This window comes from Paenibacillus sp. J22P277 (genome assembly GCF_059383675.1).
Genome location: NZ_JBXENS010000006.1, coordinates 679,597 through 701,715 on the forward strand (window position 1 = coordinate 679,597; position 22,119 = coordinate 701,715).

Here is a 22,119-nt window from a genome sequence, read left to right on the forward strand (position 1 = left end):
ACGGGTTCATTGGAGCGCGCCGGCGATTTGGTCGACGATCAAATTGATCGCGACCGGACCGTAATAGCCGATCCACTGCGCCGTGTTTTCCGCATACACGCGACTGGCCTTGACCGCGTTCAGATTTTTCCAGATCGCAGTGTTCTGCAACTCCGCCGTCAGCTTCAAATTCGTATCGTCCTGGAGCAGAAACAGATGATCGGCCCCCAGCTCCGGCATCGCTTCAAGCGAGATCATCGTGCTCGTGTCCTTGTCGTTGACGGCCAGCTTGGGCGGAGTCAGACCCAGATCGTCGTACAGAATCCGCGAGGTTCGATGGGAGGTCGTTTGGAGACGAATCATTTCGTCCCGCGGCCGGACCAACGCGACCGACTGCCCCTTCATTTTGTCGGCCAAGGCCGCTTTTAGATCGCCGACTTTTTGCTTATACCCGTCTACCAGCTGCCGCGCCTCTTGCGGCTTATGCAGGATTTGCCCGAACTTCACCAATACGGTCCGCCAGTCCTCGTTGCGCTCCAGCATGATCGTCGGCGCGATCTTGAGCAATTCATCGTAGATCTCGCTATGGAATTCCGTCGCGACGATGAGATCCGGCTTAACGGCGAGAATGCCTTCCAGATTCGGTTCGACGTACGTGCCGAGCAAGGGGATATTGCCCATCTTATCGCCCAAATACGGAGGAAGCCCGTTGTCGGTCTCGGCGATTACGCTGCCCGCCGGCTGAACGCCCAGCGCCAGCATTTGATCCGCGTACTGCACGTCCAGCACGACGATTTTCTCCGGTACGCGATCGAGCGTCATCTCGCCCTTTAGATGCTTGACGGTGACCGGTTCCGCTTCTTGCGCGGGATCCGCCGCGGTTGCGGTAGTGCCGTTGGCGGACGCTTCGTTGGCGGACGTTTCGTTTGCGGCTTGCGTTTCATTCGCCGTTCCCGCCCCGGCGTTGTTCGTCCCGACCTTGTTCGAGTTGGCCGCGCATGCCCCGAGCAACATGACTACGCACACTAGCAGGCTAAAGGTCCAAACGAATCTGACTTTCGGATACATATGTAAAATCCCTCCGCTTTCTTTATTGAGAATGAATCTCATTGTCACTTACATTACTATAACGACTCCCTCCGCGATCTTCAATGGATACCTGCGCCAATCTTCATGGATAATGGCGACACCAAAAAAAAACCGTTGCCCGGGTCGGTGAACCCGGAAACAACGGTTTTAAGGATAACACGCTAGCGAAGCATCGGAGCGCCGGTCATTCTCGGCACGCCGCGATAGATCAGGTCATCTCGCGTCCAAGAAAACCTCGGCCACTTGATCGACCACCGAATTCATCGCGATCGGGCCGTAATAAGCAATCCATATGCTCGCTTGGGCATGGTAAACCTGCTGCTGCTGCACGGCGCGCAGGCTTTGCCATGTCGCCGTAGTCTGGATCTCGTCCGACCAGGCTTTGCATTCGGGATCGGTCAATAAGAAGCAATGGTCCGCGTCCAACTCCGGCAGCCCTTCCAACGAGAGGCTGGCGCTGCTCCTTTTGCGGTCCACAGCCAGTTTCGGCGGATGCAGCCCCAGATCGCGGTACAGAATCGCGGCCGTCCGATGCGCGCACGTATGCAGGCGAATGATATTGTCGCGCGGCCGGATCATCGTTACCGACTGCCCCTGCAGCTTGGCTGCCAATGCCGATTTCAGCCCGATGGTCTTGTGCTTGTACGCCCGGATAACCCGTTCCGCCTCCGGCTTCTTGCCCATCATCCGTCCGAAGATACGCAACGTCTCTCGCCAATCGCGGTTCCGCTCGAGCATGACGGTCGGCGCGATTTGCGCAAGGCTTCCGTACAGGTCTAGCTGGAATTCGGTGCAAACGATCAGATCGGGCGCTAAAGCGCGCAGTGCTGCAAGATCGGGTTCATCCAACGTTCCGAGCGGTTGAACCCTTCGGGGCCTGCCGATCAGATTCTCGGGAAAGAAGCCGTAATCCCCGGTTACCGTGACGCTGCCGGCCGGCTGCTCGCCCAGCGCCAGCATATGGTCCATAAACTGCGGGTCCAGCACGGCGATTCGCTCGGGCGGCCGCCGGAGCAGCAGCTCGCCTCGCAGGTGAATGATCGACCGCGACGAACGGCGGTTTGCGGCATCCAATGGATCTGACGACGCCGTCTTGTCGCCGGAGGTATCGGGATTATGCGCGGCTGCAGCCTTCGGCTCCCGTTCGCCTCCCCTGGCATGTTGCATCGATTCCCGGAACATGCTCGGAGAAACGCCCGTGTACCGCTTGAATAAGCGGCTGAAATAATAGCTGTCCGCATAACCGACCGCTTCCGCGATATCCTTGAGTCCCGCGTTCGTACGGCATAGCAGCTCCTTCGCCTTGTCGATGCGAATCTGCATCAGGTAGTCGATCGGACCAAGCTCCAGCCGTTTGTTGAACATGCGCTGCAAGGTCCGGGGGCTGCAATTCAGCAACGCCGCCAGCGTGTCCGCCGTGATCGGTTCGGCATAGTGCTCATCCATATAGCTGGCGGCCTGCAGCACCGCGTCAGGCGAAGCCTGCGCCGATCGCCGTTCCTGCAGCTGTCCCATCAGCTCGCAGACGAACTGGTAAAACAGCGATTTCGCCTGCAGCTTCGCCATCGCGCCCGGCCGGCCCCATTCCTGCTCCAAGCGCGACAACGCCATGAGCAGGGGGGCAGCTTGACTTGCCGCGAACCCGTACCGGGCCTCGAACGGCTCCGTGCTGGCCAGCAATTGAAGCAGCTCCCGGCTGCACGGCATCGGCAGCGAGGCTTTATATTGAATCGCGTAATACTCTACGGGCTCGGCGATATCCGCGATGGCCAATTCGGCGCCTTTGCCGGCGTGACAGACGAATCCGGGCTCCGCCCGATACTCGGCCCCGTCCAGCAAGAGCCGGGCACGACCTTGTATCGCGTACAGCAGCGTGCTCGACGATAATCGCGCCGCATGCCCATGCTCGCCAACCGCCAGCTTGATCCGCTGCACGTCGATGATTTTCAGCGCGGCATGGTTCCAGATGATAAGGTGATTCTCCACGTTCATCGATTGATGTCAACTCCTGAAGGGCGGCAGCGTTCCCCTTGGCGTACGCTTGACGCGTCTTGCTTACAGCGCTTTATCGTCGATCCCGTTCAGCCAGTCTTCGATCTCTCCGATGACGGAGCCGATGCAGCCGTCCTCGAACGGCGAGGTCAGACCGGCAAGCTCGACCAGCTGCAGGAAGGACATGCTTCCGCCCGCTTGGCAAAGCCGCAAGTAATCGCTCCACGCGGATTTGAAATCCTCGTTCGAACGTTTCCAGAACTGGAAGGCGCAGATCTGGGCCAACGTATAGTCGATATAATAGAACGGCGAACGGAAGATATGCGATTGCTTTTGCCAGAAGCCCCCTTGTTCCAGGTACGCGTTGCCGTCATAGCTGCGGTGCGGCAAATACTTGCGCTCGATCTCCCGCCATGCTTGCTTGCGCTCGGCCGGGGTCGCCGCCGGGTTGTCGTAGACGTAATGCTGGAATTCGTCGACCGCGACGCCGTAAGGAATGAACTGCAGGCTGTCCGCCAGATGGTTGAACCGGTACTTGGCCGCGTCCTCCTCGAAGAACAGCTCCATCCACGGCCAGCAGATGAACTCCATGCTCATCGAGTGGATCTCGCACGCCTCGTAGGTCGGGAACGCGTATTCCGGCACGTCCAGGTTACGGCTCTCGAAAACCTGAAAGGCATGCCCCACTTCATGGGTCAGCACGTCGATATCGCCGGAGGTTCCGTTGAAATTCGAGAAAATAAACGGCGCTTTGTAATCGCTGATGAAGGTGCAGTAGCCGCCGCCTTGCTTGCCTTTCTTGCTGACCAGGTCCATGAGCCCGTTATCCTGCATGAACGCGAAAAACGCGTCCGATTCGGGCGAAAGCTCCTTGTACATCCTCGCGCCGTTCGCGACGATCCAATCCGGGTCGCCTTTCGGCGTCGCGTTGCCGGACTCGAAGTTAAAGTTCTCGTCGTAATAGTTTAAGCGTTCCAGTCCGAGCCGGCTTGCTTGCCGTTGCTTCAGCTTCTGCGCCGCGGGGACGATATGCTCCAACACTTGCTTGCGGAAATTGGCCACCATGCCGGCATTGTAATCCGTTCTCATCATGCGGTCATAGCCGAGCTCGACGAAGCTGTCGTAACCCAGCGTCTTCGCGATGCGGACGCGAACCTTGACGAGCTCGTCGTAGATCCGGTCGAAGTCGGACTCGTGCCCGGACATGAAGTTATATCTGGCTTCGGACGCGCGCTTGCGCATGCCGCGGTCGGTGGACAGCTCGAACGGCGTAAGCTGCGGCAGGGTGCGCTCTTCGCCTTCGAACGGGATCTTGGCGGAAGCGATGAGCTGGGAATATTCCGTAGACAGCTTGTTCTCCAGTTGCAAATCCTCGATGATCTCCGGGCTGAACGTGCGAAGCGAGATCTCGGCAAGCCGAAGCAGCTGCGAACCCCATTCCTGCTCGAACTCGGACCTGAACTTGGAATGAACGAGCGCTTTGTAAAAATCCGTTATGTATTCCTGCACGACGGGTCCGGTCTCGTCCATGAAATCCTGTTCGGCTTTATAGAACGCATCGGTCGTATCGACGGAATGGCGGATGCTGACCAGGGTCTGCATCGTATCGAATTCGCTGCGCAGCTTATTGATGGCGGTGACGGCCGCCTTCTGCTCCTCCAACGTCGCGGAGTCATTCAATTTCCCCAACTGCGCGGCAAATGCCAGTTTGAAAGCATCGACATCGGGTCGTTCGTAACGGTAATCGTCAAACTTCATATCGGATCAACTTCCTCTCTTATACGGCTACTCCTATTATAAACGCTCGGCATGATTATGGAAGCCAAAAGCCTCGTCTCCGTCGCTGTCCGGTTGACGAAAAGGGAAAAGAAGCCTTGCCGAGCAAGGCTTCCCGCAATTAGTAGACAATAGCAATTGAACGTACGGCAGACGGCTCGCTTATGCGCCCGGCGACTCAACCGTTAACCGTTCGTTGCTCCTGTCGAAGGTACCGGCGTCAACCCGAGCTTCGGATCGTCCAGATCCAGCTTATACATGACCTGGTTATAGTTATAGCGCGGCGTCGCGACATGATCCGTATACGTGTTGGTGTAGGTGGCCTCGAAGTAGATGATTCGTCCGCCGTCCTTGCTGAAGAGCGGATGCTGCGCCGGATTATAGAACGTGTAGTTGTCATGCGTGATGATCTTCTTCGCCGTGGTCCAAGGTCCTTGCGGCGACGGCGCTTCCGCGTACCAGATCTCGCCGAGCACCGACGTCTTGCCGAACAATTGCTGCCCGATCATGACATAGCGCTGGCGGTACGGATTCCACGCGACGGAGGACTGCGCGAGCTGGACCTCTTCGCCGTCGTCCGCGCCCTTCAGCTGGAAATAATGCGTATCGGCGGCCGTAATCAATCCCAGCTGAATCAACGCTTTCTCCTGATCCTGCGAGACCGGCGGCGTATTCTTCTTCCATCCCCATACCGGCTTGCCGCTAGCATCCCGCTCCAGGGAGCTGTTCGCGCCGTCGTAGGCCGTTCCCGGCGTCAGGCAGGTGAAAGCCTCGTATTGATTCGGATCGATGATGGCATTATAGTCCGCGGCCACGCGCAGATTCGGAATGCGATGCTCGGTGAACAGCCAGTAGCCTTTGCCTTCTTCTTCGTAATAGGTCGCTTGCCCGCCCGGATGGCGCCAATCGTCTTTGGACGGGAACTGCACGAGCGGCTCGAATTGCTCCGTCGTATCGTTAAAGACCAGAATGCCGCGGGCGACCAGCTCCGGGTTCAAGGTGCTGTAGCCCGCGAGCAGGCGTTCCTTGCCCAAGGCATCCTTCGCCGTCATCAAGCCGAAGATCCAAGCCATGTTCGCGCCGTCCGGCAGCGGCGGCACCATGCTCTTCACGAAGCCGTCCGGCTGGGTGAAGTACTTCAGGTCCACGCCGACGTCGGGATCCAGCCCGCCGTTCCCGGGCAGCTTCGAGGTCGCGCCGGTCGTGCGGAAATTGCCGAGCGGATAAGCCGGCCTGTCCGTATCTCCCCAGAACCAGTACAGCTTGTTCTTGTACTTGATCGTCTGCACGGAATCCTGGCCCATGACCAGCCCGTTCGCGACCGGCTCCTTGATCGGCGTGTCGAGGCCCAGCAGCAGGCTGTCCCGGTAGATGCCCTGCCCCGTCTCGCGATAGAGCCGTTCCGCGATATTGATCCGGTTCATCTGCAGCGTCGCGCTGCCTCCGGGCGAGACCGTTACCGCTTGGCCGTGATAGCCGAAGAAATCCGCGGGAACTTCGTACCCGTCGCTCTTCATATGAAAGAACACGCTTTGATCCATGAGCCCGGGCTCGTCGAAAGCGACCACCCCGGCGCTGTCCGTATAATAGGAAATGTTGTTCGTCGTCCGCAGCTCCACGAGCGGAATGCCGCGCCCCGTCAGCGAATCCACCACCTTGATCATGAACGGCTCGCGATGATTGGAATACCCCTTGCCGCCAAGATCTTCAGCCGAAGAGACGACCGGCAGCACGGCCATCGCCATCAACAATACCGCCGTTAAGCACGATAATTTCCAGAAACGCAGTTTCATCCGAAAACAGCCTCCCATGCGTCATGATTTCAATATCCCTGTCGATTCCGAGATGCGATGAGGGCGTCGCTTACTTGGCTGTCGCCCGCTCCGCGGCGTCATTGTAGATTTGAATTACTTTATCGACATCGCCCATCTTTTTGACTTGATCGATGAATTTCGGCCAATCCTCGAAGGTTGCTTTGCCGGAAACGAACTTGGCCTGCTCTTCGGTGACGAACGTCTTGATCGGGTTCATGATCTCGGAGATTTGCTGGCTCTCGTCCGTCGTGAATTGGATCGCCGGCTCGCTGTACCAGGTCGGCACGTACTCGTTGCTCGGCATGGACAACCCTCTGAGGTACGGCGATTTCTCGATCGGCGTTTCTTCGTACTTATCGTTGAATACCGTATAGTCCATGGCCGCAAAGTCTACGAAAGCTTTGGCGTCGTTGGACACCTGCAAGCCGGGCGAATACTTCTTGCTTGCCCGGATGCCGTACTTGTCGCCTTCCGCCCATGGATCCGAAGCCGTCTTGAAGGCCTCCACGAAAGTGGGATTGCCGTCCGCTCCGGTCGTATAGGTGGTCCCTTCGATTCCCCACGTCAGCAGCCGCGTGATCTCGTCCGAATATTGCAGATCGACGAATTTGACCAACTCCTCGGGATTTTTGGTTTTGGCGTTGATGCAGAAGGTCGCCCAGCCCAAATCCGGGGTGTTGCCGTTGGCAACCTCTTGCCACGCCTTGCCGTAGTCGGAATTGTCCGGATATAAGGACACCGCGAATATTTTACCGTCGTTCGCGATGCGGGTGTAATCGCCAGGCGACGTGAACCACTGGGTGAGCCACATGAAGGTATCGCCGTTCAGCGCCTTCTTCTGAAGCGTGTCGTCCGTATCGATCGTATACTCGGGATCGAGCAGCTTCTCCGCGTACAGCTTGTTGGCGAATTCCAGCGCGTCTTTGTAGCCTTCGCCCAACACGCCGTATACGTATTTGCTGCCGTCCCAGTAGATATCGTCCTTCACGTGATTGGCGGCGAAGAGCGAGCGCAAGCTGTTCCATCGCGTATCGACGGGATATTTATCGGGGTAGAGCTCCTTCAGCTTTTTGGCCGCGTCGTAGAATTCGTCCAGCGTCTGGGGTACTTTGATATTGTTCGCCTTGAAGACGTCGTAGCGGTAAGCGGACGCGTTTTGAATCAGCATGCCTTTGTCTTCCGGAAATCTCGGCGTCGACGTTTCTTTGAAATAGTACATCTTGCCGTCGGCGTTCGTGACGCGCGTCATGCCGTTCTTCACTTTGGCGAGGTAGTTCATGTAGTTGGGCATGTCTTTCTCGTATTGGCTCAGCTCGAGGATCTGGCCTTGATTCGCCATATCGGACGTGTCGTAGAACAACGGCGTCACGAAGAAATCCGTCATATCGTCGCTTGCGATCATGAGTTTGACCTTTTCGTCGTACTCGGACGAGGGGATGTAATTATATTTAATGTCGATTTTCTTGCCCATCTTCGCTTCCATCTGTTTCTTCCACTCTTTGCCGATCATGCTGTTCTCGTTGTCCACCCCGCTCGTAGGCAGCGTTACGGAGAATGACAGCGTACCGCCGGCGGTGTCCTTGGCGTTGCTTCCGGAAGCCTGATTCGCATCGTCATTGCAGCCCGATGCCGCGAACGCGAACATGGATACCGCAAGCAGGCCGAGCATACTTGCTTTTTTGTTCATCTCAATCCCTCCCATTGATTATGGTTGCATGAATCGATCGGTCAGCCCTTGATCGCCCCGATCATGACGCCCTTGGTAAAATACTTCTGGAAAAACGGATAGATGGCCATGATCGGGAACATCGTGATGATGATGACGCTCATTCGGATCGCCTTGGGATCGAGCGCGGTGCCGGATGCATTGATCGCCACGTTGCCCGCCCCTACTCTTCCTTGGATGGCGCTGGTATCGAGCGTGAACAAATAGTTTCTTAAGATCATTTGCAACGGATACTTATCCTGGTCCCTCAGGTAGATCAACGCATCGAACCAGCTGTTCCAGCTTCCGACCAAGCCGAACAAGGCGAAGGTCGCGAGCAGCGCTTTGGATAGCGGCAGCACGATTCTGTACAGCACCACGAAGTCGTTCGCGCCGTCGATCACCGCGGATTCCTTCAGCTCGGCCGGAATGCTCAAGAAGAACGTTCTGAACAGAAACACGTTGTAGGCGCCGATCGCGGCCGGAAGGATCATCACCCAGGCCGTGTCCAGCAAATGCAGGCTGCGCATCAGCAGATACGTCGGAATCAAGCCCCCGCCGAAGAACATCGTAATCATGAGGAAGATCGTAATAAACTTTTTCCCGATAAAACCAGGCACGGTGAGCGGGTAGGCCATCAAGGAGGTGAAGACCAGCATGATGCCGGTAGAACCTACCGCGTAGAAGACGGAATTCACATACCCCCTGTAAATCAGCGGGTCCTGAAATACATTGGCGTACGCCTGCAAGGTAAACCCTTTCGGCCAAACGGACACGTTTCCGGAAGAAATGAACCGGGCGCCGCTCATGGAAACCGCGATGATGTTCAAGATGGGATAGAGCACGACGACGAGGATCACGACCATCATCAGGATATTGAAAGCATCGAAGACTCTGGAACCTGCGCTTACTTTGATCAAGCTTCTCCCCCCCTTAGAACAAACTCGTATCCGAAACTTTGCGGCTGATCATGTTCGAGACGTACAGGATGATGAAGGAGATCACCGACATGAACAACCCGATTGCCGTGGTGTACTCGTATCTCGCTCCCAATATCCCTTGCCGGTATACGTAGGAACCGATAACGTCGGCGACTTCGTACGTCTCGGGCGAGTACAGCAGGATGATTTTCTGAAAATCCGTTCCGAGCACGCCGCCCAAGGAGAAGATGAGCAGGATGACGGTCGTCGGCCTCAGCGAGGGCCACGTGATATGCAGGACCTTCTTCCACCTGCTGGCGCCGTCGACCTCGGCAACGTCGTAAAGCGTAGGGTCGATTCCGCTGAGCGCGGCCAGGTAGATGATCGTTCCGAAGCCGACCCCCTGCCAGATCCCCGACGAGATGAAGATCGTCCGGAAATAATCGGGATCGAGCAAAAACATTTTCGGGCTTCCGCCGAAGAAACCGATGATCTTATTGAAGAGACCGTCCCGGGCGGTGAAATCCTTCAGCATGCCGGCAAGAATGACGACCGAGATAAAGTGGGGAAAGTACGAAACGGTCTGGACGATCTTCTTGAACGACTTGCTTCTCAGCTCGTTCAGCAGCAAAGCGAGTATGATCGGGGCCGGGAACGACCAGATCAACGTGTAGAGACCGAGCAGCAGCGTGTTCTTCAGCACCCTGAAGGCCATCGGGTCATGAAAGAAGGTTTCGAAGTATTCGAGCCCTACCCACGGGCTACCTAGTATACCTTTTGACACATTATAATCCTTGAAGGCAATCGTAATCCCATACATCGGAAAGTAACAAAAGATGAGAACCGATAGAAACCCGGGCAGCACCATCAGATAGAGATACCGTTGTTTCCACATCTTCGGAAGCAGCCTTTTACTGGTCGATAGCAAGAAAAACACCCCTTCACCTGCATTTAATCCCTAATAAAACGCTTTCATTGCAGACCAAAAATATAGCCGACCAATGGTCCGCACCTGAGATTACGCGCTGCCGCGCTGTATGAACTGTTCGCTCGCTATACACCAACTCCCAAAGTTATTATGATATGGTAAAATTAACACATACTATTTCATGCGTCAATACTGTTTTTCTTCTCAATATCCTTATACTTCAGAGTTAAGTTAGTATACTATATAATATCGATTTGTATACTTCATATTCGAGTTAAGCTATAATGAAGCAAATATACATTAGAGGTGGGCTATCGATGAGCAAAGACAACACGACGTTGCCGAAGTACCAACTGGTCAAGGATTATGTATTGCTGCAAATCGAGAACAACGAGCTCGGCGATCATGACCGGATCCCGAGCGAAGCGGAGTTTTCCAAATTGCTTGACGTCAGCTCCATTACGGTTCGCAAAGCTTTGACGGAGTTGGTGAACGAGGGAATCATTTATCGCGTCAGGGGGAAAGGCAGCTTTGTTTCCGATCGGACCGCCCCCGTCGATGCAGCCATCGATAAAGGGTCCAGTTACGTCACCTTTATCATGTCCGGCAATCAGAATTACGACAGTTCATACATGCAGATTATAAAAGGCGTTCAGTCCTTCCTAAGCCAACGGGAGTGCAAGCTCATTATCGAATTCGTGGATAATGATTTTGAACGGGAGCGCGAACTCATATTGAAGCTGATTCAATCCGAGACCCGCGGACTGCTTATTTATTCCGCCGATCCCAATGCGGCCAAGGCGTATCTGAGCGAAATCAGAAAGAAATCGATCCCTTTCGTCATGCTCGATCGCATCCCTTCCGGCTATCCGGTAGACTGCATTACGTGCAACAACCATGACGGCGCCTACGAAGCGGTAACCTATATGCTTGACCAAGGCCATCGGAACATCGGATTCGCCGCCTACGACTTTCACTTGAGCACCGAGGTCGACCGCTACGACGGCTACCGTCAAGCCTTGACGGACGCGTCCCTTGTTCCGGGCGACGACATCTTGTTCTTCGCGCAGGAGTTGGACTACGCCAAGCTGATCGGCCAAATCAAAAAGGGAGCGCTCACGGCCCTCTTTTGCGTAAACGACAGACGCGCCCTCGAGGTGATCGAGCAGCTAACGTCGCAAGGCATCAACATTCCGGAGCAACTGTCCGTCATGGGCTTCGATGATTTCGAAAGCTCGAAATTCGCCAAAGTCGCGCTAAGCACCGTCAAACAAAATTTCGACGTATTAGGCTACGAAGGCGCCAAGCTTCTGTTCGACATCCATAAAGATCACCCCCGCGTATACAAAAAAATGCAGCTATCCACCAAACTGATCATTCGCAATTCGACCCAAAAACCATAAAGCCGCGCCGCGTCCGTACGATTCGATTCCCATAAAACAGCCCATACAAACAGAGACCCAAGTCCGCCCATGGACTTGGGTCTCTGTTTGAAAGAACCTCTTCCGACTCCCTTCCGGCAACAACGGCCGGAGTCGGACGTTCCTCCTTAATCCGTACCGCCGGCAAGGAACCGCAGCCGCGCCGTCACCGGATAATGATCCGATGGAAACTTGCCGTCGATTCGTCGCCGGTCGATCTCGGCGGAGAGCACGGCGATATCCGGCGTAACGAAAATATAATCGATCGTTTCGCCGTCCGGACCTCCGGTAAAATTCATATTGGCGGACGCGCCTACCGGACCGTCTATCGCCGCGTACGCATCCCGCATGTCCACGAAGCCGTCGGCGGCAGGCACTTCCCCGCGCAGGATGCGCACCGCGATCTCGTCCGGAGTCGAGTTAAGATCGCCCATGAGAACGACGGGCAGCCGTTTCCGTTCGCGCATCTCGCGGATGCGGTTCCATATCAGCTTGATTCCCATTTCCCTCGCCAGCGGACCCCTATGGTCCAGATGCGTATTGAATAGGATGAACTCGGTCCCGTCCGCCGAAAGCCGCATGTGCGCCCATGTGCATATGCGCGGCAGCGAGGTGTCCCAGCTCATGCTGGCCGGCGCTTCGGGCTGTTCCGACAGCCAGAAGGTGCCGTGGTCGACCGGCGTCAGTTGATCCTTCTTGTACAGGATCGCGCAGTGCTCGTCCTCGTTGCCCCCGCGGCGTCCTTCGCCGACCCAGGCGTACTCGGACAGCTGCAGCTCTTCGAGCATATGGGCGTGCGTCTCCTGCGTGCCGACGATCGCCGGCTCATGATCCCGAATCATCCGGGCCGCCTTGTCGCGGCGGTAGACCCAGGCGTGATCGCCGTCGCTTGCCGTGCTTGTCCGCAAATTAAAGGTCATGACCGTCATGTCCATCCCGATCTCTTCCCCTTTCCTCATCCGCTCGTTTGCGGTCTGCACCCGGTCTTCCCGTTAAAAAAGGCTGTCCGGGACATAGTAAATTTTCTGCGTATCTTGCTTATTCACCGTATCCGTCACGATGGTAAAATACACGTTGCCGTCTTTGGTTTGCACGCCTTCGATCTCATGGGTGCCCACGTTCGTTATTTTCACCAGCGTCTTGTACGCGCCTGCGTTCGACATCATCGCAATCTGCGGCGTCTCGCCTTCCGCTCCGCCCGACGTATAGATATCCGTACCGGAGAGCATGTCGAAGCCTTGGAAGGATCCGTTCGGCCTGACGATCGCGCCGTCCGCCTGGGTAACGCTGGAGACGCTCGCGTTTACCGCCTCCGCGCTGTCCATTCCGACCTGTTCGTTGCCGTCCAGCAGCTTGTTCAAAGCTACCGTGTCGTACACGGACCAAGTTACCGTTCCTTCGGCGGTTTGAATGCGGAAAATCGTATAGGCGCTGTTGCCCCCGCCGTCGACGCGGTACGTCTCGCCCAATCTCGCGCCGGTCTCATTGGCGTAATTCATGAAGGTAAACCGATGAAGATCCGTATAATCGTACGTCGCGCCGGCCGCGTATTGAAGTCTCGCTACCTGAAGCGACCAGTCGTACGTTGTCGAAGGATCGGCCTTGGAGCTGAAATAAAAGTAATTGATGTCCTTGTACGTATACATGTCCAAGGTTTGGCCATGACCTGCGTTGGTAACGGTCATCTCGTCCACATAGGTCGCGTTCGTTCCGTTCATCAGCAGCCTCGACAGGTACACCGTTCCGCCGGACCGCTGCGTGACGTAGAGATACGTGGATGCGATGTAAGCTTTCTGCACGGCCAGGTTGTGATGAAGTCCGAAGCGCTCACCGTCTTCCCGGGCGTCGCCGCAAAGGCCGACAAAACCGTCATGCCGAACATCAGCAGCGCGAGTCCAAAGGAAGCGAGTAATCGTAATGGCTTGTTCGTACGTCTAAGCGCCTCGATCCGATTCATGCAAATACCTCGATTGAATAATACGACTTTTTTGTACAGAATGATTATCGATTATTAGGAGATCGCTTAGAATAGTCTGCAAGGACCATATCATGTTAATGTTGTACAAATCGATCGAACCAGCTGTCTGAAAACGAGCTTGCGACAGAACTGAACATGAGCCGGACGCCGGTCCGCCAACGACTCCGCCTTACCAGCAGATTTACAATTGCAAGCTTGTCGCTGTGCGAATGCAGCGCGAACGGAACCAATCGATGTCCACGTAGCCGGCTTCGGCTTTGTTGTTGTAGCAGTAAATTCCGATGCGATCCCCCCGGTAATGCCCCCAATTCAACGCGTATGGTTCGCCGAATGCCTCATAGCGCTCGCCATCCAAGCTATAGGAGTAACGATGGTTGCCTCCCGCATCCCACGTTGATTTCAACCATATCCATTCACCCGCGAATTCCGGCCCGTACGTCGTTGTCCCCGCCTCGCTGTACGTTAATCTCCTGAATTCGCCTTCTTGAACCAGACCGATGGTCGAATAATCCGAGCCAAAATGGCATAACCCGGCTTCTAGTCCGTCGGCCATTCCCGCAAGGCCGATCTTCGCGACGACTTCGTTGCTTGCGCTGCGATGCGCGCGCTGCGTAATCGTGTTGCAGGCTTTCCAGAGCTGTCCGCGTTCCAGGGGGATGCAGGCATGCAGTCTGAGAAAGCCCCTCCGCTCCGCTAACGACCACTTGTCCGCACGCGGCTGATAATTCCATTCCCATCTGGGAAGCAATGTCGGCGTATCGAAATCATCGCACTCATCCGATGGCGTCGGAGCACTGACCTTATCATGAACGGGCATAGCGCCTCCCCATACCATCTCGCCGATGCCATCTCCATCGATGTCCTTGCCCATGATCGGCCAGCCGTCGATCCACTCCACCGGCAAAAGATGCAGCGTCCTCCCCTCGAAATAACCGCCCGTCCCTTGATGCGTCAGGAAATACCACGCTCCGGACGGCGTCTGGAGCAAGCCGCCTTGATTCGGTTCTCGGTCTATCCGGGTTCCGTGCGTATGAATGAGCTCCTTTTCTTCATAGGGGCCGTACAAATTCGCGGAACGGAGCATCATGACAACCCGTACGTTCTCTTCGCCCGCCCGGTCGTATACCTCGCTGTGGAAGAAGTAGTACAGGCCGTCGATTTTATACAGCTTATTCGCTTCGCTTCCTTTGAAGCGGTGAATGACGACCGCGCTGTCTATATCCAGTTGTCTGCCGTCGGCGCTCATTTTGAACAAATGGATCTTATAATCGTCGGCGTAATTCGTCGCCACCAAATACGCTTGGCCGTCATCATCCCAGAAGGGACAGCAATCATCCCATCCCTCAGTCTTCCACAGTCCATGCACCGGTTCCCAAGGACCCGCGGGATGATCGGCCTCGCTCATAAAGAAGCCTTCGTCCGGCGTACAGAAATAAACGCGAAATTTATGGGCCTGATAACGGATCGCCCCCGCCCATATCCCGCGGCCGTAACGGTTCATGCGATCATGGTTCAACTCCGGGGAAATCCTGGTCAGATCCTCGACAACATGGCCGACGATATTCCAATTCACCAAGTCGTTCGAGTGAAGCACGGCCATGCCGGGCGAATATTGGAACGTGGAGGATATGGCGTAATACTCTTCGTCTACGCGTATGACGTCCGGATCGCTGTAATCTCCCGCCAGGACGGGGTTTATGTACGTCTTGTTCGCTTGTTCCCCCCAAAACCCCCGTGCCGATAGCTGTCTCATCGTTTCTTCTGCTAACGCAGCTTGCATAATAAGACCCCCTCGATCCGGTTAAAGCTCGACCATCGCTTTAATGACCTTCGTTTCCGGCATCAACCAGCGCTCGAATTGATCGATCATCTCCGCAAACGGAACCCGATGCGTCACATAGGCGTCCACGTCGATCGTTCCGCTCGCCAAGGCAGCTCCGACGGTGTCGAAGTCTTCCTTCGTTGCGTTGCGGCTGGCCATAAGCGTCAATTCCCGCTTATGGAACTCCGGATCGTGGAAGGCGATGTCCGCCTTCACGAGGCCGACGAACACGAGCCTCCCGCCATGGGAGACATACCGGAACGAATCGGCCATGGATTTCGCATTTCCCGTCGCATCGAACACCGCCGTCGGAAGCTCGCCTTCATTGGCATCCAAGATGCTTTCAAGCGGGTTTTGCAGCGCGCTGACGACAGCATCTGCATTCGCCCACTTCGAACAGAAGGCCAATCGCTCGTCCATCACGTCCATCGCAATGACCTTCGCACCGGCATGCTTGGCGATCGCCATGACGCCAAGCCCGATCGGGCCGCCGCCGATGACGAGTGCCGTTTCCCCTGCGCGCAGTCCCGACCTGCGAAAGGCATGCGCACCGATCGCAAGCGGCTCCAAAACGGCCGTCTGCTCCAATGTCAGCCCGTTCGTTGCGATCAAACAACGGATCGGCACGGAGATGCGCTCTCGCATTCCGCCGTCGACATGTACGCCGAGCACCCTCATGTCCATGCAACAGTTCGTCTTGCCGCCGCGGCAGGCGATGCACGTCCCGCAATGCAGATAGGGGATGACGCTTACCTGATCGCCGGCACGATACCCTTGCTCGTTGTCTCCAATCTCCGCGATGATGCCGGCCAGCTCATGCCCGAGAATGCGGGGATACGTAAAGAAAGGCTGATTGCCCTTGTATGCATGCAGATCCGTGCCGCAGATGCCGACTCGTTTGATTTGTACGACGGCATGCCCGGGTTCTACCGCCGGCTCCGGCAAATCCTCGACCAACTCGAAACGGTTGATTTCCGCGCAAACGATTCCTCTCATTGACGATCGACCCCAATCTTCTCGTTGTATTCCGGACGGCCGCTAATCCAAGTCTCGTTCCTGACCGGCTTCAAGATCTCCAGCACTTCGGCAAGCAGCGCTTCGTCCATCGGCTCATCCGTCCATGCCGCGTTCTTGCGAATGTTGGCCGGGTTCGCCGTACTGACGAGCGTTGTCGGCACGCGTTCATGGCTCGTCGAGAATTGAATGGCCAACTTCGCGATCTCCGTACCCTGCTCCGCGCAGTAATTCGCCGCTTCCAGGCAGACGGTTTTGAGGCGATCCCCGGCGGGATGCCAGTTCGGCGTCCCGCGCGTGCCGAGCAACCCCATCGCGAGCGGCGAGGCATTCACCAGACCGACGTCCTGCTTCTCAAGAAGCGGCAGCAGATCGAGCAGCGACGTATCGTTGAGCGAATAATGGCAGTAGGAAATAATCGCGTCCAATTCGACTTGCGGAAGCAGCGACTCGAACAGTTGGATCGGCAGGCCGCAGATGCCGGCATTCCGAATCTTTCCTTCCGCCTTCAGCTGCAACAGCGTCGGAAAAGCCTCTTCCAGGATAATGTCCGCCGGCACGAATTCGATATCATGCAAGAACAAGATATCTACGTAATCCGTATGGAGCCGCCGAAGACTCTCCTCTAAGCCGGCGACGATGCGCGCTCGCGAGAAATCGAAGTCTTCCATGCCGTAGCGTCCCGTTTTGGTAGACAGCAGGAATCGGTCCCGCGGAACTTCCCGAATCGCCTTGCCCAGCACCGTCTCGGCCTTGGTCAAGCCATAATAGGGCGACACGTCCATATAATTGATCCCGGCGTCGATGGCTTCATGCACGGTTCGAATCGCTTCGTCTTCATTCGTGTCCCGGAATACGGAACCGAGCGAAGATGCTCCGAAGCCGAGCACGGACACATCGAGTCCGGTCTTGCCCAATTTGCGATACTTCACTAACAATCACCCCGTCCTCTGTTATTGACCATCCTTTTCCGAGTTTAACAGCATATAAAATAATATAAATAGCGAATGATTGCAGTTTTATGCTCGTTTTTGATATTATTGAACAAACTTATTCCAAGGGGACATCGCCGATGAAAGCGATACGCAAAAACTTTGATGCGCAGGCGGCTTTTCCCTTTTCGTTCAACTATAAAGATACGAAGACGCCGCAGCTGGAACTGCCCGATCATTTGCATGATTGGTATGAACTCGTCTACGTGCATCGCGGCAAGGGAGCGTTCTTCATCGATCGGACGATCTACGAGATGCGCGAAGGCGATCTCTTCCTCATTCCGGGCAATACCATTCACCGCGCCTTCCCTGACAAAGAGGATCCCGTAACGTCCACGGCGCTGTTTTTCAGTCCGATGCTGCTGGGACAAGCCACGCTCGGCGAAGCGTTCACGTACTTGCAGGGATTTGAACACGCCGCAGCGAATCAGGGCTACAAACTTGCATGCTCGGCGCCGCTCATGCAAGCTTTCGACCGGCATCTTGACGTGATCGATAGCGAGCTTCGAACCGCACGGCCAGGCTGTCGTCATGCCGTCGTTCTGAACCTGCAGCACCTGCTGCTCGCCGTCAATCGCGAGATCGCCGGCGAACCGCGCGTCGCGATGCCCTTTGCCGGGCCGGCTTGGATGCGGGATATCCTGCTGTACATCGATCGTCACTACTGCGAAAACATCGGTCTAAGCAAGCTCTGCGCGCTCGCCTCCGTCAGTCCCGCTCATTTCAGCCGGGTATTCAAACAATCGACCGGCATGAACGTTACCCGGTTCATCTCGGCCAAACGCATTATCCGTGCCCGTGGACTTCTGCTGCAGTCGGATGACAATGTCGCGGCGATCGCCGCCGATTGCGGCTTCGACAGCCTCCCCCATTTTCACCGCTTGTTCAAACAAATCGCGGGCGCGACTCCGGCTGCATTCAGACAGAGCGTCAAGCTCTAGCCGGCGATGCCGGGCCAGCAGCATCTTTTGCAGGCAAGCACAAAAAAGGTTGCCCGCAAGGACAACCTAATGGAGGTTAGACGATTTCTGAGTTTGGCGCCGGCGTCCGGAGGTTCAATCTGAGATGCGAACGGCCATGCCGAAAGCGGTCGTGCCGAACTTCCATTCATATTCGTCATGTAGGCAAAGCGACGCCCGTACGTTTTCATACAACGCCCGTCCCCAAGCCCCTATGACTACGACCGCTTTCCGCCTGCCTTCAGACGGGGCGGTGCCGTATATGATCAGCGTTCCGGGTCCTCCATCCCCCGTCGTGAATCGGCCTTGCTCGCAGGCGATATAGCCAAGATTCATGACCGGCTCCTCGACCGTGCCGAGCTCCACGAAGGTATAGAAGGTATCCGCCACCGTTAAGGTCTCCGGCGGTTCTTGGCAAGACCGCGATTGTCCAACGACAACTTGTTCCTGTACCGTCGTATGAATCTCTGCCGCTTGCTGCTGCGAAGAAAGCAATGGCGAAGCTTGCCGGTCTTGATCCTCGCATGCACCTAGCAAACCGGCAGCGCATGCAGCCACGAGCAGCATCGTTAATCGTTTCACCGGAACCTGCTCCTTTGCGCGTTTTTTCCTATCACGGCCGGCCTCTATTGATTTATCTTGGAGAGCGAAAGATAGATTACATACCGTCATTCGATTCCTTGTTCAATACCGACAACACGTTGTTTTCGCCCGTTTAAAAATACTTTGATATGAGTCGGCTCCAAAGCATCATCACGGAAGCTGACCGACACATTTTCTGTTTGCGATGAAGAACTTTCTAAATAATGCACCTCCACATCGTTACCTTTATACGCGAGCGTAATCGCTGAGGGCAGCCTCCAGCCGCGGATTTGAATGGTATGCACCTTGCCGTTCCTATGTGTATCGATAGATCCAATTGCCGTACCTTTCTCAAAAGCTATTCCACCGTAACGCCCTCCACCAATTAGTATTGTATAGGGAACTTCTTTGTCGCCTGACGAGGCGCCGTTGAACGCCGTAATAATACGAAGGCTGTTCATGGCATTTTTAAATTTCTCTTCCAACTTTTCAGGCTTTTTAATGTAACCCGAGCCCCAATATAAAATCAGAACATTACGCTTTTCATAAATTCGCGGGTAAATCATGTCATATTTTTCAATCTGTTTGCGGAAGTCCGCTATTCCTTCTTCGCGGTGCTGCTCGGAATCGAAAATATAAATCGAAGCCTCTTCCTCAGGATCGCTTTGCTCGCGCGTGCTGCCAACCGCATATCCATGCGGCTTCACGCCTGCCAGGACCCAATTTTGCCGGGAAGGTTGGGATAAGAATTTTATTCCTTTGACTTCCATGGCATCTTCTACGCTGGCTACATCATAATTTAGTTTTATTTTTGTATCTAAGCCGTTTGCGGCAACGGGAGCGTTGCTCGAATTAGTTGCACATGCACACGCGGCAGCAAACATTATGATTGCAAGGAAAGTTTTTACGAGCTTCATACTAAGACCTCCCTTCATTTTTATAGCATACATTCTAAACGCAATAAACAAATCGATGGTTGCATTTAACGGCGACCGAGGAATACAACAAATCTTAAGCTTTGATAGTACAACAACAAGACTGCCCGCGATCGGCAGCCTGCGGAGCTAATAGACAAGGTACGGTCAACCCGAAATGGCGGTCGGATTTCTTTCTCTCCTTTTGGAACGAAATAAAGCTGCCGAAAAAAATGCCGGCAGCTTCATTTCTTATATATTGAATCACGCCAGCAGTTTGGAACTCTGACTACTCTAATCCCCAAGCGCGAGCGGATCAGCCGCGATCGAGCGTTACGGCGATCGTTCTCTTGCCTGCAGCGACCGGCTGCCGTTCCTCCAGCACGATGCGATACATGCGGTCGCCCCAGTTTCTTCTCAGTCGGCTTTCCATGTATTCGATCTTCTCGATTCGCGCTGCAAGATGCTCGGCGTCGTAGCGGATGAACGCCTGCTTGCCGGGCGCGTAAGTCAGCAGGATCTCGCCGCTGCCCTCGCCCTCGATTATTGGCTCGCAGGGCGTAATCAACGAATGGAACATTTCCGCCGGAGCGCCGTCCTTCATGGTAAATACGTCGTCCACCGTCACGGCGGGGACGCCGTCCCGATCCAGCCGAACCGTGCGCTCCCACGCCGCGATGCCGGCTTCCTCCGGATACGCGCCCGCGATATCCATTCGCAGCTCGGAGCGGCCGCCTTGCTTCGCGTATTCCGCACAGCGTGCCTTGTACCGACCGCCGCTCTGCTGCAGCGCCCCACGCACCGTCGGCAGGTTATGGTACTGCGATTGCAAATACCACAGCTCATAGCGCCGCGAGCTGAACGTCTGCGCCTTGTATTCCTCCGTGCCTAAATCGACGAGCAGCGGATAGCCGTCGGCGAACACGAGGAAGCTCCCGACGTCATTATGGTTATGCGCCTCCCCGTTGTTGCCGCCTTTGGCCGCGACGTACAAGCCTTGCTCGGTGCCTTCCCGTTCCCTTGCGGTAATCACTTCGGTAACGCGGAACCAGGCATCGCGCATATACGGTGCACTCGCTCTCTGCGCGAGCCGTTCCTTCTCGATGAACAAATCCCGCGTATAGGCGTACAAGTTAAACCAGATGCGCGTGCTCGGATCGCCGCTTGGCGGCAAGCTGGCGCCGAGACGGACGAGCGACTCATCCCCCGTGCTAAGACCGTAGCGATACACGCCACCGCCTCCCGGACTCGCCTTTGCATCGCAATCGGCGAAAGCGACGTAATAATCGCCATGAATGTGTACTTCGGGCATATAAGCGCCAATATCCTTCACGATCTGCTCCCCGAAAATGTCGAAACGTCCTTGCGACGCCAGCGACAGCATCTCCAGGCATTCATACAAGCCGCCCGCCGCCGCGCTCCAATAAGACGGTCCTTCGTCGCAGCAGCCGTCGGCCGGATAAGTCGCGATGAACGCGTCGAGGCTTCGCATCACCTTGGCAATTCCCGCTCTTCTGACGTCCGGGTCCTCCTCGATAAGCAGGAATCCCGCCAGCACCGGGCCGTTGCACCACGGATTCCAGTTGTTGACCCGCTCGCCTGGCGTGAAGCCTTGCCACCAGTAATCGTCGTGCTCGAGGTAAGGCTTCAGCATCCGATCCTTCGTCTCCCGAACGATGCGTTCGTTGATTCGCGGGCTGATGGCGTCAAACTTGCTTCCGAGCAAATAGCGGGTCCATAGCAGCAGCCGCGCCGTTTCCGCAGAGGCCAGCTCGACTCCGTATTCCGTACTGCTAGGGATGCTCTCTTGTTTATCGAATTCCTTCCAGTGGCTGCGATGGCCCGGGGACACCCAGGTCGTCTCCTCGCAGACGGCGAAAATCCCGTTTAAAATTTGATCCATGTATTTGCCTTCGCCTTCCATGCATTCGGCGATGACCAGAATGCCGAGCACGCTTCTCCGTTCGAAGTAGGCGAGACTGAGTCGCGACAAGTCGCCGCTCGTCCAATAGGCGCGATAGTCCGATACCCTAAGCGCCGGCCAGCCGTAATCCGCATAACGGTCCGCAAGCCGCAGCCAATTCTTTCTTTTCTCCGATGAGAGCGATCTCCAGGCTTCGCGGTCTTCCGCCTTCGGAAACGGCGCGTAAAGGCCGTCGCCGAAGGCAAGCTCCTCAAGCCGCGCCTCGCCGTAACGTTCATATAACATCGTTCGATTTCCTCCCAATCAACGC

General features: G+C 55.7%; 16 protein-coding genes and 1 pseudogene. 2 read left to right on the top strand and 15 right to left on the bottom strand.

The features are described 5' to 3' along the window. Window positions 1-6 precede the first annotated feature (6 nt). The 7 genes from AC50YL_RS23685 to AC50YL_RS23715 form a co-directional block, all read right to left on the bottom strand. Complete coding sequence (locus AC50YL_RS23685) at window positions 7-1,047, bottom strand: ABC transporter substrate-binding protein (protein WP_494835163.1); 1,041 nt, start codon at window positions 1,045-1,047, stop codon at window positions 7-9. Between the two features lie 234 nt (window positions 1,048-1,281). Then, window positions 1,282-3,060, bottom strand: a complete 1,779-nt coding sequence (locus AC50YL_RS23690) for a helix-turn-helix domain-containing protein (protein WP_494835165.1) — start codon at window positions 3,058-3,060, stop codon at window positions 1,282-1,284. 63 nt (window positions 3,061-3,123) lie between these two features. Continuing rightward, a complete protein-coding gene (locus AC50YL_RS23695) occupies window positions 3,124-4,818 on the bottom strand; it encodes a M3 family oligoendopeptidase (protein ID WP_494835166.1) in 1,695 nt (564 codons plus the stop codon). A 203-nt stretch (window positions 4,819-5,021) separates the two neighbouring features. Next, window positions 5,022-6,629: a hypothetical protein gene (locus AC50YL_RS23700; RefSeq protein WP_494835168.1), complete on the bottom strand. Its 1,608-nt coding sequence runs from the start codon at window positions 6,627-6,629 to the stop codon at window positions 5,022-5,024. A 70-nt stretch (window positions 6,630-6,699) separates the two neighbouring features. After that, window positions 6,700-8,337 carry an extracellular solute-binding protein gene (locus AC50YL_RS23705; RefSeq protein WP_494835170.1) on the bottom strand — a complete coding sequence of 546 codons (1,638 nt, stop codon included), beginning with the start codon at window positions 8,335-8,337 and terminating at the stop codon, window positions 6,700-6,702. A gap of 41 nt (window positions 8,338-8,378) precedes the next feature. Continuing rightward, a complete protein-coding gene (locus AC50YL_RS23710) occupies window positions 8,379-9,275 on the bottom strand; it encodes a carbohydrate ABC transporter permease (protein WP_494835171.1) in 897 nt (298 codons plus the stop codon). Window positions 9,276-9,288: 13 nt separating this feature from the next. Then, window positions 9,289-10,170, bottom strand: a complete 882-nt coding sequence (locus AC50YL_RS23715; RefSeq protein ID WP_494835174.1) for an ABC transporter permease — start codon at window positions 10,168-10,170, stop codon at window positions 9,289-9,291. 350 nt (window positions 10,171-10,520) lie between these two features. Here AC50YL_RS23715 and AC50YL_RS23720 point away from each other — a divergent pair, with 350 nt between their 5' ends. Beyond that, on the top strand, window positions 10,521-11,606 hold the full coding sequence (locus tag AC50YL_RS23720; RefSeq protein WP_494835175.1) for a GntR family transcriptional regulator: 1,086 nt from the start codon (window positions 10,521-10,523) through the stop codon (window positions 11,604-11,606). Between the two features lie 146 nt (window positions 11,607-11,752). Here AC50YL_RS23720 and AC50YL_RS23725 read toward each other — a convergent pair whose 3' ends face one another. From AC50YL_RS23725 to AC50YL_RS23745, 5 genes and pseudogenes are all read right to left on the bottom strand, one after another. Next, entirely contained in the window at window positions 11,753-12,604 is an 852-nt protein-coding gene (locus AC50YL_RS23725) for an endonuclease/exonuclease/phosphatase family protein (protein ID WP_494835177.1), read from the bottom strand. Between the two features lie 12 nt (window positions 12,605-12,616). After that, window positions 12,617-13,581: pseudogene (locus AC50YL_RS23730) on the bottom strand (helveticin J family class III bacteriocin). Window positions 13,582-13,783: 202 nt separating this feature from the next. Continuing rightward, window positions 13,784-15,382 (bottom strand): glycoside hydrolase family 43 protein, encoded by a 1,599-nt coding sequence (locus tag AC50YL_RS23735; protein ID WP_494835179.1) that lies wholly within the window; start codon window positions 15,380-15,382, stop codon window positions 13,784-13,786. Window positions 15,383-15,403: 21 nt separating this feature from the next. After that, a complete protein-coding gene (locus AC50YL_RS23740) occupies window positions 15,404-16,420 on the bottom strand; it encodes a zinc-binding alcohol dehydrogenase family protein (RefSeq protein ID WP_494835181.1) in 1,017 nt (338 codons plus the stop codon). Next, complete coding sequence (locus tag AC50YL_RS23745) at window positions 16,417-17,370, bottom strand: aldo/keto reductase (protein ID WP_494835182.1); 954 nt, start codon at window positions 17,368-17,370, stop codon at window positions 16,417-16,419. Before AC50YL_RS23745 ends, AC50YL_RS23740 begins: the two co-directional genes overlap by 4 nt. A 140-nt stretch (window positions 17,371-17,510) precedes the next feature. On the opposite strand from AC50YL_RS23745, the gene AC50YL_RS23750 reads away from it, so the two are divergent. Beyond that, window positions 17,511-18,371, top strand: a complete 861-nt coding sequence (locus tag AC50YL_RS23750) for a helix-turn-helix transcriptional regulator (protein WP_494835184.1) — start codon at window positions 17,511-17,513, stop codon at window positions 18,369-18,371. Between the two features lie 114 nt (window positions 18,372-18,485). Here AC50YL_RS23750 and AC50YL_RS23755 read toward each other — a convergent pair whose 3' ends face one another. The 3 genes from AC50YL_RS23755 to AC50YL_RS23765 form a co-directional block, all read right to left on the bottom strand. Next, entirely contained in the window at window positions 18,486-18,971 is a 486-nt protein-coding gene (locus AC50YL_RS23755) for a hypothetical protein (RefSeq protein ID WP_494835186.1), read from the bottom strand. 86 nt (window positions 18,972-19,057) lie between these two features. Further along, on the bottom strand, window positions 19,058-19,888 hold the full coding sequence (locus AC50YL_RS23760; RefSeq protein WP_494835188.1) for a hypothetical protein: 831 nt from the start codon (window positions 19,886-19,888) through the stop codon (window positions 19,058-19,060). 313 nt (window positions 19,889-20,201) lie between these two features. After that, complete coding sequence (locus AC50YL_RS23765; protein ID WP_494835189.1) at window positions 20,202-22,094, bottom strand: heparinase II/III domain-containing protein; 1,893 nt, start codon at window positions 22,092-22,094, stop codon at window positions 20,202-20,204. Between the last annotated feature and the right edge of the window lie 25 nt (window positions 22,095-22,119).